11 protein-coding genes are annotated in these 12,077 nt (G+C 55.2%); all 11 read right to left on the bottom strand.

What is annotated here, in order from left to right; translation table 11 throughout:
- Positions 1-18: 18 nt before the first annotated feature.
- The 11 genes from hemB to lon all read right to left on the bottom strand — a co-directional run bounded on the left by hemB (position 19) and on the right by lon (position 12,054).
- Positions 19-1,020: a porphobilinogen synthase gene (gene hemB / locus MKY58_RS06145; protein ID WP_036712994.1), complete on the bottom strand. Its 1,002-nt coding sequence runs from the start codon at positions 1,018-1,020 to the stop codon at positions 19-21.
- A 35-nt stretch (positions 1,021-1,055) separates the two neighbouring features.
- Positions 1,056-2,609, bottom strand: coding sequence for a uroporphyrinogen-III C-methyltransferase (gene cobA, locus MKY58_RS06140; RefSeq protein ID WP_212947981.1), 1,554 nt, complete (start codon positions 2,607-2,609; stop codon positions 1,056-1,058).
- A gap of 12 nt (positions 2,610-2,621) precedes the next feature.
- Positions 2,622-3,578, bottom strand: coding sequence for a hydroxymethylbilane synthase (gene hemC, locus MKY58_RS06135; protein WP_339323875.1), 957 nt, complete (start codon positions 3,576-3,578; stop codon positions 2,622-2,624).
- Between the two features lie 2 nt (positions 3,579-3,580).
- Positions 3,581-4,228, bottom strand: a complete 648-nt coding sequence (locus tag MKY58_RS06130) for an NAD(P)-dependent oxidoreductase (RefSeq protein WP_339323874.1) — start codon at positions 4,226-4,228, stop codon at positions 3,581-3,583.
- Between the two features lie 7 nt (positions 4,229-4,235).
- Positions 4,236-5,057, bottom strand: a complete 822-nt coding sequence (ccsA, locus tag MKY58_RS06125) for a cytochrome c biogenesis protein CcsA (protein ID WP_339323873.1) — start codon at positions 5,055-5,057, stop codon at positions 4,236-4,238.
- A gap of 22 nt (positions 5,058-5,079) precedes the next feature.
- Positions 5,080-6,474 (bottom strand): glutamyl-tRNA reductase, encoded by a 1,395-nt coding sequence (hemA, locus tag MKY58_RS06120; protein ID WP_212947994.1) that lies wholly within the window; start codon positions 6,472-6,474, stop codon positions 5,080-5,082.
- A 265-nt stretch (positions 6,475-6,739) separates the two neighbouring features.
- Positions 6,740-7,264 (bottom strand): S-adenosylmethionine decarboxylase, encoded by a 525-nt coding sequence (locus tag MKY58_RS06115; RefSeq protein WP_339323872.1) that lies wholly within the window; start codon positions 7,262-7,264, stop codon positions 6,740-6,742.
- A 136-nt stretch (positions 7,265-7,400) separates the two neighbouring features.
- Positions 7,401-7,799, bottom strand: a complete 399-nt coding sequence (gene speD / locus MKY58_RS06110) for an adenosylmethionine decarboxylase (protein ID WP_036712991.1) — start codon at positions 7,797-7,799, stop codon at positions 7,401-7,403.
- 333 nt (positions 7,800-8,132) lie between these two features.
- On the bottom strand, positions 8,133-8,720 hold the full coding sequence (locus MKY58_RS06105; protein WP_339323871.1) for a non-ribosomal peptide synthetase module: 588 nt from the start codon (positions 8,718-8,720) through the stop codon (positions 8,133-8,135).
- Positions 8,721-9,067: 347 nt separating this feature from the next.
- Complete coding sequence (yihA, locus tag MKY58_RS06100; protein WP_036712987.1) at positions 9,068-9,700, bottom strand: ribosome biogenesis GTP-binding protein YihA/YsxC; 633 nt, start codon at positions 9,698-9,700, stop codon at positions 9,068-9,070.
- Between the two features lie 17 nt (positions 9,701-9,717).
- Positions 9,718-12,054, bottom strand: coding sequence for an endopeptidase La (lon, locus tag MKY58_RS06095; protein WP_339323870.1), 2,337 nt, complete (start codon positions 12,052-12,054; stop codon positions 9,718-9,720).
- Positions 12,055-12,077 lie beyond the last annotated feature (23 nt).

Below are 12,077 nucleotides of genomic sequence, written 5' to 3'. Positions count from 1 at the left end.
CTCCCGTTTCTTAAGTAATTAGCGCTCCTGCATCCAGCGGGCAACGTCTTTGGCGAAATACGTAATAATGATGTCGGCGCCGGCGCGTTTCATGCCGGTCAACATTTCCTCGACGATCGCCTTTTCGCTGATCCAGCCTTGAAGCGCGGCGGCTTTCACCATGGAATATTCTCCGCTCACGTTGTAAGCGACCAGAGGCAGATCGAACTGATCCTTCAGCGTCCGAATGACGTCCATGTAAGCAAGCGCCGGTTTGACCATCAGCATGTCCGCGCCCTCCAGCACGTCCGTTTCGGCTTCGCGCAGCGCTTCGCGGGCGTTGGCCGGGTCCATTTGGTACGTCTTGCGGTCCCCGAACTGCGGCGCGGAATCCGCCGCTTCCCGGAACGGTCCGTAGAAGGCCGAAGCGTATTTGACCGAATAAGACATGATCGGCACATGCTCGAATCCGGCTTCGTCCAGTCCGGCGCGGATCGCCTGCACGAATCCGTCCATCATGTTCGACGGGGCGATGATGTCCGCGCCCGCTTTCGCCTGGGATACGGCGGTTTTCGTAAGCAGTTCGAGCGACTCGTCATTCATCACGTCGCCGTGGACTTTCCCGTCCACTTCGAACGTATGAACCATGCCGCAATGGCCGTGGTCGGTAAATTCGCATAGGCAGGTATCCGCTACGACAAGCAGATCGGGATACCATGATTTGATCAGACGGGTCGCTTCCTGCACGATGCCGTCTTCCACGAACGCCGACGTGCCCACGCTGTCCTTCGTCTCCGGAATGCCGAATAAAAGCACGGCCGGAATGCCGAGAGATACGATTTCATCCACTTCGGCCTTCAGCATGTCCAGCGAAAAATGGTAAATCCCCGGCATGGAGGAAATTTCGTTTTTCACTCCTTGGCCGTAAGTGACGAAGATCGGCATGATCAAATCGTTGACGTTCAGCACGGTTTCGCGTACCAGGTTGCGCATGCCTGCGGATTGGCGCAGACGGCGGTGTCTTACTATCGGAAAACTCATGATTCATGACCTCCTGTGTCGTTTTTTCTTGAAGTTTATTGCGCTTGCTCATGCGAAGCGTTCAGGTATGAGCAAAGCGATTCGAGCAGACCGTCGATCGTCGCCTGTTCGGCTACGACGCTGACGCGCAGCCCTGCTTCGGCGGCCGTCTTGGCCGTGATTTCCCCAATGCAGGCAGCCTCCGCTTTGTTCAGCAGCCGAACCGGATCCTGCACGCCCATCTGCTTCAGCTTGGCGATCAGATTCGTTACAGTCGAGGAGCTGGTAAAGGTCACCACGTGAATGGCCCCTTCCTCAAGCAGCTTCAGGAGCTCCCCGTCCTCATCTTGGCTCATGACGGTCTGGTAAGTATCTATGGCGGTAACCTCAAGCCCCATTTCGGCCAGCTTCCCGGGCAGCCAGGCCCGCGCCAAGTCCCCGCGCGGCAGCAGCACCCGCTCCCCCGGCTGCAAACGGCTGCCGAGGGTTTCGATCAAACCTTCGGCCTGAAAGCGCCCGGGAAGTTCTACCGGAACGAGCCCGCGCTGCTTCAGCGCATCGGCCGTGGCCGGCCCGACCGCGGCGATTTGCGCCCGGTGCAGTTCCCGGATATCCCGGCCTTGCTCCTGCAGATGGCGGTAGAAATATTCGACGCCGTTCACGCTCGTAAAAAATACCCAGTCGTAGCTTCCGAGCCGGGAGAGGGCGTCCCGAATCTCATCCAGCCGTTTCGGATCGTCCGGATACGCCGTTTCGATGACCGGAAACTCGTACGATTCGCCGCCGAGTTCGTCGATGCGTTCCGACAGCCTGGAGGCCTGGGATCTGGCGCGGGTGACGAGGATCCGTTTGCCGAAAAGCGGAAGAAACTCCGCCCATTTCAGCTGCTCCCGCTGCAGGACGACATCGCCGACGACGATCACGGCCGGCGGCTGGAAGCCGGCTTCGCGCACCCGCTGCTCGATATCCGCAAGCGTCCCGGTCAGCGTCTCCTGCTCGGCTCGCGTCCCCCACCGCACCAAGGCTACCGGCGTGCTGCCGGGCCGTCCGTGCCGCATGAGCTGGTCCGCGATATAGCCGATTTTGGACACGCCCATCATAAATACGAGCGTCCCCGTCGCATGGGTGACCCGCTCCCAATCGATCATGCGGTCCAGCTTGTCCGGGCTTTCATGGCCGGTGATGATCGACAGCGACGAAGCCATTTCCCTGTGGGTGACGGGGATGCCGGCATAAGCGGGAACGCTGATGGCAGCGGTGACGCCGGGCACGATTTCGTAAGGTATTCCGTTTTTCTTCAGCAGTCCGGCTTCTTCCCCGACGCGTCCGAAAATCGTCGGATCGCCGCCTTTGAGCCGGACGACCGTCTGGCCTTCTTTCGCCAAATCCACCAGCAGCTGGTTGATTTCTTCCTGTTTCATCGTATGCCGGTCCGGCAGCTTGCCGACGTATATTTTCCTCGTTCCCGGCTTTACGGCCCCCAGCAGCTGCGGGGCGGCAAGACGGTCATAGACAACCACATCCGCTTTTTGCAGGCACTCCAGCCCTTTTACCGTAATCAGCTTGGCGTGGCCGGGGCCTGCACCAACCAGATATACTTTTCCCGCCATCTCCTCATCCCCTTATTCCCTGGCTTGTTCGAGAATTTTCTCTGCTCCCCGCTCAATCAGCTTCCGCGCTACGTCTTCCCCAAGCTGCAGCGGATCGGTGCCGGACATCGTTTCCTTCAGGATGACGTCTCCTTCCGGGGATCCGACCATGCCCGTCAATTGTATAACGTTTGGTCCGGCAGGGGAATGACCTTCCGGCGCCTTGGCCAATACGGCATGCGCTCCGATCGGAACCTGGCAGCCGCCGTTCAGGACGCCCAAAAATTTGCGTTCCGCCGCGACCGTCAGCTCGGATTCCTTGTCGTTGTACAGGGCCAGCAGCTTCAGCAGCTCCGCGTCATCCCCGCGGCATTCGATGCCCAGCGCCCCCTGCCCGACCGCAGGCAAGCAGGTTTCAACCGGGATATAGGCGGTAATGCGGTCCTCCCAACCCATCCGGTGCAAACCGGCCGCCGCCAGCAAGATCGCCTGGAACCCTTCCGTCTCCAGCTTCTTCAGCCGGGAATCGATATTGCCCCGCACCGGCTCCAGCGTCAGGTCCGGACGGTATGCCTTAAGCTGGCTCGAGCGGCGGAGGCTGCTTGTTCCCACCTTTGCGCCCTGCGGCAGCTCGTCGATGTTTTTGCCGTCCAGCGTAATGAGGCAGTCGCGCGGATCCACGCGGCGCGGCACGGCGCCGTTGACCAGCCCTTCCGGCAAGACGGAAGGCATGTCCTTCATGCTGTGCACCGCCATGTCGATTTCGCCGTCCAGCATCGCCTGCTCGATTTCCTTGACGAACAGCCCTTTGCCCCCGACTTTGGACAGCGTGACGTCCAAAATGCGGTCGCCTTTGGTTACGATTTTTTTTACCTCGAAATCAAATTCGAAGCCATGCTCCTTGCATAGCCGTTTCAGGTCGTCGATCACCTGTCCCGTTTGTGTCAGTGCCAGCGCACTTTGTCTGCTGCCTACTACGATTGTCCGCATTCCTATTCCTCCTGGTTGTCGTGGATCCACTGCCTGATCCTCTCCGCGCTCCACAGGCCGAAACCATCCTGCCGCAGGGATTCAAGCATCTCCGGTCCGCCAGCCTTTTTTAACAGCTTTTGCCGTGCTGCCGGATCGCAAACCTGTTCCTTGACCGTTTTTCGTATTTCAAATAAGCAATCGAGATATGTTTCGTATTCTGCTCCGAATTCCTGCTCAAGCCTTTTCCGGATCGCGCTCGCGGCAAACGGCCCGGCTCCCGAAGCCGAGACGGCGATGACAAGCCGCCCCCGCCGAAGCACGCTCGGTTGGATGAAGTTCCCCGCTTCCGGACGGTCCGCGACGTTGGCCAAAATCCCCCTGGCCCTCGCTTCCTCCGCCACGCGGCGGTTCACTTCGGGATCGTCGGCGGCGGCATGGGCCATAAACGCCCCCGCCAGATCTCCCGCCTCGTATCCCCGGGGAATCCATTCCAGCTCCCCTTGCTCATGATGCCGCAGCAAAACCGGCGTCACCTCCGGGCTGACGACCTTCACCAGCGCCGAGCAGGCGAGCAGTTCGCCTACCTTTCTTTCGGCGACGCGCCCGCCGCCAACCACCACGCAGACCCGGCCCTCGCAATCGAGCATGACCGGCATGTACGTTTTCACGTCAGCTTCACTCCCCGCCCCAGCGATGGAAATCAGACCATGAATTCAACACGAAAATCATGATGATAAATACGTACCCCGCCAAAAGCCATTTGGCCATCAGCGTGCCCGTATGCTGCTGCGAACGTTTTTTGAACAGGTAAAAATAATAGAACGAGAGTCCCGCCAGCGTCGCAAGCACCTTCAAATCCAACAGCAAATTGATCCTTCCCTCCGAAACGACCGACAGCACCGCCACGATAAACGAAACCGTCAGCACGGGCGTGCCGACAAACGCAAGCGAATAGGCGTATTTGTCGAGCATTTCGAGGCTGGGGAGACGCCGGACCGCGTCCGTCCATTTCTTTCCTTTCAATTTTCGGTGAAGGAAAAGATACATCAACGCAAACACGGCCGCGATGGTGTATACAACGAAGCTGAGATTGGCGAGCGTGATGTGAAGGATCAGCAGCCCGTGCACGGTTTCCCAATGCTTAAGCGGGTTGTTCCCGGGCGAAAACCACAGCCGGTTCAGCACCTGCACGCCAAAACCGATGATCCCCAGCAGCAAAACGGCAAATTCCGCCCGCTGCAGCAAGTTCATGATCAAAGCGGCGACCACAAGGCTGAACGCAAGCAGAAGCAAAAAATCGAACGGCGTAAAAATCGGAAGCGCATGTTCCTCGAAAGCACGAACAAACAACGCTCCCGCCTGCAAAACGCCGACAACGGCAAGAAGCCCTGTACCCATCCGCTTCGCGGCCCGATTGCGTCGAATGCAATCCGAGATAAAAAACAGAAGGCTCAGGGCATAAATATAAATTGCTGCATCATAAAATCCAGTGAGCATGTCCACTCCCCCTGCCACCCGGTTATAGGCCAGCTGGCGTCAGCGTTCCTTTAATGGCAAACGGTTTGTGTTCATGCTTTTCTCTGCTGTAATCGTTTGTTGTTCCGGGCTTGTTCTGAAGGCCTTCCTTCGTTTGTCCGGCATCGTCAAGCTCGTTTTCGAGCGCGAAAATTTGCGTGAAATACTCCAGCGCCTCGTTTCCGTTTTTCCCTGCCGTCATTTCCTTGATCCGGTTGATCGGGTCATGCATCATCTGGTTGACGATGCTTTTGGTCAGACGGTGGATCACCTTGCGCTGGCGCTCATCCAGCTCCGGCAGCTTGTTGAACAAGCTTTGGAGCGTTTCTTCGTGAATCGCCGAAGATTTTTCCTGCAAGGCCCGAATTACCGGTCTTACGCCCAGCGTTTTCAGCCATTGCTGGAATTCGTCCATCTCATGGCGGATCATCACTTCGATTTTGGCCGCTTCGGCCTTCCGCATTTCCAGGTTGCTTTCCACGATCCCTTCCAGGTCGTCAATATCGTACAGGAAGACATTGTCGAGATCGGCAATGGCCGGATCAATGTCCCGCGGAACCGCGATATCGATAATGAACAACGGGCGGGACTGGCGTTTTTTCATGCTTTCGCTGACCTGCGCGCGATCCAGGACGTAATCCTTGGCTCCCGTAGAGCTGATCAGGATATCGACCTCCTGCAGCCGCCCCAAAGCCTGTTCCATCGTGCACGGCGTTCCCTTGAACTTGCTGGCGAGTTCCTCCGCCCGGGCAAGCGTGCGGTTGGCGACGATGACCTCTTCCGCTCCGTTCGCGTACAGATGCTTCACCGTAAGTTCGCTCATTTTCCCGGCTCCGAGGATCATGACTTTTTTGTCGTCGAACATGCCAAAAATCCGTTTGCCCAGCTCTACGGCCGCATAGCTGACGGAAACGGCGCTTTCCCCGATGGAGGTTTCGGAATGCGCTCTTTTGCCCAGCGTGACCGCCTGCTTAAAGAGCATGTTAAACCATGTGCCCGTCGCTTTCTCCTGCTGGCTGAGCAAAAACGCCGAACGGACCTGGCCCAAAATTTGCGTTTCGCCAATCACCATCGAATCCAGTCCGCAGGTCACGCGGAACAGATGCGAGATGGCCTGTTCATCTTCATATATATATAAATGCCGGGTAAATTCCTCGCGCGGAATGTCGAACCATTGCTCCATGAAACTGCGGATAAAATGTCCGCACATGTGCAGACGGTCCACCACGACATAAATTTCGGTACGGTTGCACGTAGCAACGATGACGCCTTCCATGACGCTTTTCGTCTGCATAAGCTGGCTGAGCGCTTCCGGCAGTTCGTTCGGTTCGAACGTGAAACGTTCCCTAACTTCTACAGGCGCTGTACGATAGTTCAATCCGACAACGACGATATGCATTAACATGTTCACCTGCCTAAGCTTTCGTTTCAAACACCAAATGTTGCGCAGGTCAGGACTTAAATCCCTTTTCGAAACCCGCGCAAACCGTTTAAATCATCAGCAATCCAATGGTTGCTGTTTTTGTCGAGTTGCTATATTAAGTATAGCACAGTTGTCTAGTGCCCCTGCATCATTTTATGAAATGTTTATGAAAATGCACAGCTTAACCCTAGAGCATTTTACTATCTTGCCAAAAACTGTTCGGGATTATACGACCAGCCCTTTATTTCCCGTCGATCAGGTCGGCAAGCTGTTTGCCCGCTTTCTTGAGATCGTCGTTTTTCGAGGAAATGACTTGCCCGCCGTCGCTCAGCAGCTGCTGATAGGACTGCACCGCTCCCGAAAAAATCCCGCTGTATTCCTTAAGCAGCTCCTTCTCCTCTTCCCGCAGCGGCCGGTTCCCTCCGATCTGCCAGGACGTAATGGCGTCCACAAGGCCGCCAATGGCCGGGAACGCGTAAAGACGATCCTTGCCGACCGCGTTGACAAGCCTGTCATGGGTAAAGGCAGCCGAATAAGCCGCCAGCTTCAGCGCGTTCAGGTCGTTCGTGCCGCCGCTGTCCGCGGCGTCCAAAAGCGAAGTGTTCAGGACCTGCATCTGAAATAGCGCCACCTCGTACAGCATTCGCTCCGCATCCGCATGTTCCGTTTGCGGCCGCATCATCCGGTAACCCTGGATCACAAGAACCAGGAGCAGCAGCGCCGTCAGGCCGATAAACAATAAATCCCTTGCATTCCGTCTTCTCATTCGTCGCAAAGCCCCCTTCAAGCATCATATGAAGCTTGTTCCATACTTTAAAGTATATTGGGGACGCGCAAAACAAATAACCATGGAGGACGGCTCCATGGTTATGATCATTATCGTTCATTAGCGCAGCGGCCTTTTACACCAGCTCGGCTTGTTTGAATTCCGGCGTTTCCACCTTCAATTCGCCCAGACCGCGCACAAGCTTTTTCGCATACGTTTTTTCGGGCTTCAATACGGATACCAGGTAATCGATTGCCAATTGCGGATCGACGGTTTCGCCACAGGTGTAGCAATCGATCGCTGCAAATCCTCTCTCGGGGTACGTATGAATCGAGAGGTGGCTTTCTGACAGCAAAACAAGCACTGTCGCTCCTTGAGGCTCAAACTGCTTGGATTGTACCGACATTACGGTCGCGCCGCATGTCTCCGCAGCTTCAACCAGCTGGGCTTGCAAAAACTCTGCGTCGTTCAGCATGTCGAAGTCGACTCCCCAAGTATCAACAGCAACGTGTCTTCCGAAAGTTGAATATTCCATCTTCCGGTTTCCCCCTTCCTAGGAATAAAATGTTTGAAAATTTCATCCGCTAGGACCTACGTCATTCACTTCCCGAGGGAATAATCTCTCGCAACATTCAATGTCCTGAGTGAATCCTGGTTCCTAATATATTCTTTTCAACGAGATTAAAAATAACATCTCTCCGGGCGAATTGCAATACTTTTTTTCGCTCCAGGAGGTTTTATTTTTTCCTTATTTTTCAAGGGTAAAACCGGACAATCCTTTCACTCTCCCGCCCGGCGCAAACCAGAATCAAAGCCAAAAAAAGAACCCCTTCTTATGCGAAAGGGTTCCCGGTTTCTGTGTATGGGATCAAGCTTCTAATGCAAACCATTTTGCGGCTCCGAGCCGCAGCTTTTCGTCGATGCGGGCGATCTCCTCGCCTGTCTCCGCCTTGTTCCGTTGATCCAGCCAGTAATCGATGTCCTGATACAGCCGCGTAATTTCCTGCTCGACATCGTTCAGCTGATACACCCGCTGCAGTTCGCCTGCGGTATGTTTGTATTCATACACCGGCTTGCGATGGGAAGCGGTCACTTCCTCGATCTTGCGGACGGAACCCTGTTCATAATAATACATCATTGTGAATCCTCTATAAATCCGGTTTACGATGCCGCTCCCTTTGCATGAGGTGAACAGCTTGCGCACCAGGTTCGTCAAACGGGGATTCACCAAGCGGCATGACAGCACGCAGAAGTACAGGCCATTCTTACTTTCGAGAGGGAAATGAACCTCCTCGCCGCTTTCGTCCACCAGCACGATTTCTTGTCCTCCGCTGCCGAGCACTTTCACGATGGCGTGCATGTGGCAACATTCAGCCGAACGCATAAACTGGTTCAATTGAAGCTCCGTCATTTGCAGAGTGGCTTTGACATACTCCGTGGCTAACCGCTGAGCCATAAAAATCTCCTCAATTCTTTGTCAATGACCATAGAATCCTTCACATCGAAATGAACGGGGGATTCCATAATCCGAACAAAAATTTCCGTCAAAAACGGCTTGCGTCATGGTTTCGAATCCCGGATTTTTTACCGTCGAATCCATTCCTTAGTATTATTATACAGCACATCGCAAAACGATTGCTTGCAGGCGGAACCATGAATTTGCTTCATATTTCATAAAAAAACGGATTAAACCGGATTTTTGGGCAGACTTTTTACGGGATGCTCACTTTCCTGCCGGATAAGGTCCCAATCCCTACGCCATGCGCCTAAAATATCTGGTTTAACCCGCTTTCGCATTTTCCGTTATTCGGAAGTTTCCTCCGTTTTCGGCGCCTCGGCTTTTTCTTGCCCTAGGCCCGCCGCGGATGCAATATGCGCCCACAACTCGTCCCGTCCGACTCCCGTTTCCGATGAAAACATGATAAAGGCATCCGTTTTACGCAGCAACAACGCGTCTTTCATTTGTTTCACATGTTTTTGCCAACGCGTTTTCGGGATTTTGTCGGCCTTTGTGGCGACGACGCAGACCGGAATGTCATAATGCTTAAGCCAGTCGTACATCAGCTCGTCGTCCTTGGTCGGCGGATGGCGGAGATCCACCACTAGCAGCGCCAGCTTCAGCGTCTCCCGCTCAAGCAAATACTTTTCGATCATTTTCCCCCATACCTGCCGCTGGGTTTTCGAGACCTTGGCGTACCCGTAACCCGGGAAATCGACGAAATACAGTTCCTCGTTGATGCGGTAATAGTTTAAATGCTGGGTTTTGCCCGGGGTCGAGCTAGTTCTGGCCAAATTTTTGCGGTTGATCATGCGGTTGATCAATGAAGATTTGCCTACATTGGAACGCCCTGCCAGAGCAATCTCCGGCAAGGCGTCCACTGGATATTGGTCAGGGCCGACGGCACTGATCACAAATTCAGCTTGGGTTACTTTCATCGTATATTAGTTCCTCTCTAGTGCACTTCCGTCTGCTCCACGAGCGCGTGTTTCAGCACTTGGTCCATATGGGACACCGGAACGAACTCCACTTCGTCGCGGACGCTTTCCGGAATATCGCGAAGATCCCGTTCGTTGTCTTTCGGGAGCAGTATTTTTTTGTAGCCGGCGCGGTGCGCGGCAAGCGATTTCTCCTTCAGCCCGCCGATCGGAAGCACCCGGCCGCGCAGCGTGATTTCTCCGGTCATGGCCACATGCTTGGAAACATGTTTTTTGGTAAGAGCCGAAATAAGGGCGGTCGCGATCGTAATGCCGGCCGACGGGCCGTCTTTCGGGATGGCTCCTTCAGGAATGTGAATGTGAATATCGTTTTTCTCATGGAAGTCGGGGTCGATCCCGAGCTCCGCCGCCTTGCTGCGCGTGTAGCTGAATGCAGCCTGGGCCGATTCCTTCATCACGTCGCCGAGTTTGCCCGTAAGCGTCAGCTTGCCGGAACCCGGCACCACCGTGACCTCGATCACCAGCGTATCGCCGCCCACCTCGGTCCAAGCAAGTCCGGTGACGGCGCCGATCTGGTCTTCCAGATCGGCTACGCCGTGACGGAACTTCGGTGCGCCAAGGTATTCCTTGACATCGTCCGCCCCGATCGTTATCGCATCCGATTCGCCCGACACGATTTTTTTGGCCGCTTTCCGGCAAAGGGCTGCCACTTGCTGCTCCAAATTGCGGACGCCCGATTCGCGGGTATACTCCCTGACGACTTTCAGCAGCGCATCTTCGCCGATTTGCAGCTGCTCATCCTGCAAGCCGTGCTCCTTCTTTTGCTTCGGCAGCAGGTACCGTTTGGCGATCTGCAATTTTTCAAGCTCGGTGTACCCCGGAATGTTCAGCACTTCCATCCGGTCGAGCAGCGGCCGCGGTATGTTGTGAATCGCGTTGGCGGTCGTAATGAACATCACCTGCGACAGGTCGAAAGGAATTTCGATGAAATGGTCGCTGAACGTGTTGTTTTGTTCCGGATCCAGCACCTCCAGCAGCGCGGCCGAAGGGTCTCCCCGGAAATCGGACGCCATCTTGTCGATTTCATCCAGCAAAAAGACCGGATTCAACGCGCCTGCCGTTTTCATTCCTTGGATGATCCGCCCCGGCATGGCGCCGACATAAGTGCGGCGATGGCCGCGGATCTCCGCTTCGTCGCGGACGCCGCCCAGCGAGATGCGGACGAACTTCCGATTCAGCGATCTGGCGATGGAACGGGCAAGCGACGTTTTGCCGACGCCCGGAGGACCCACCAAGCAAAGGATCGGCCCTTTCATTTTTTTGACCAGCTGCTGCACGGCCAAATATTCGAGCACCCGCTCCTTCGGCTTATCCAGGCTGTAATGGTCTTCGTTCAGAACCTGCTCCGCTTTATGGATATCGAGATCGTCTTCGGTTTTGGTGCTCCAAGGGAGCGCCAGCAGCCAATCGACGTAGTTGCGGATGACGCCGCCTTCAGCCGAGCTTGCAGGCATTTTCTCCAGCCGGTCGATTTCCTTCTCGACCTTCTCTTTCACCCGCTCGGGAAGCTCTTGCTTCGCCATCTGCTCGCGCAGCTCCTCGACTTCTCCGGCGCGCCCTTCCTTCTCGCCGAGCTCCTTCTGGATCGCCTTCATCTGCTCGCGCAAATAATATTCCTTTTGGGTCTTTTCCATCTGCTTTTTGACCCGCTGATTGATCTTGCGTTCGAGCTCCAGCACTTCCCGCTCGTTGTTCAGGATATCCAGCAGCTTTTCAAGCCGTTTCCCGACGTCGATCGTCTCCAGAATTTCCTGTTTGTCCTTGATCTTCAGCGACAGATGGCTGGTAATCACGTCGGCGAGACGTCCCGGCTCCTCGATATCGCTTACGGCGGCAAGCGTCTCGGGCGTCACCTTTTTCGATAAATTGATATAATGCTCGAATTGGCCCAGGACGGTGCGCATCAAAGCATCCACTTCCGGATTGCCGCTGTCTTCCTCATGCAGCTCCCGCGCAAGGACCTCGTAATATTCCTCGTTGTCGGTATACTGTATAATTTCGGCGCGCTCCATGCCTTCCACAAGGACACGGATCGTGCCGTTCGGGAGCTTGAGCATTTGTCTCACATTGGCAACCGTGCCGATGCGAAAAATATCGTCATGCGTTGGTTCTTCTATGTTCACCTCGGACTGAGAACAAAGGAGAATCAAGTTATCGTCCACCATCGCTTTTTCCAGAGCCTTGACCGATTTCTCCCGGCCTACATCGAGATGCAGTACCATGCTCGGGTAGACCAGAAGGCCACGCAAAGGCAATAACGGAAAACGGCGGCCTTTCGCTTTACTAAGCCCCATTTGCTTTTGCACCTCCAGCCGTT

It is taken from the genome of Paenibacillus sp. FSL W8-0194 (genome assembly GCF_037969745.1).
GTDB classification, from domain to species: Bacteria; Bacillota; Bacilli; order Paenibacillales; family Paenibacillaceae; genus Paenibacillus_AQ; species Paenibacillus_AQ cookii.
Note: the sequence above shows the minus strand (reverse complement) of the source record. Positions and strands in the feature narration are given on the sequence as shown.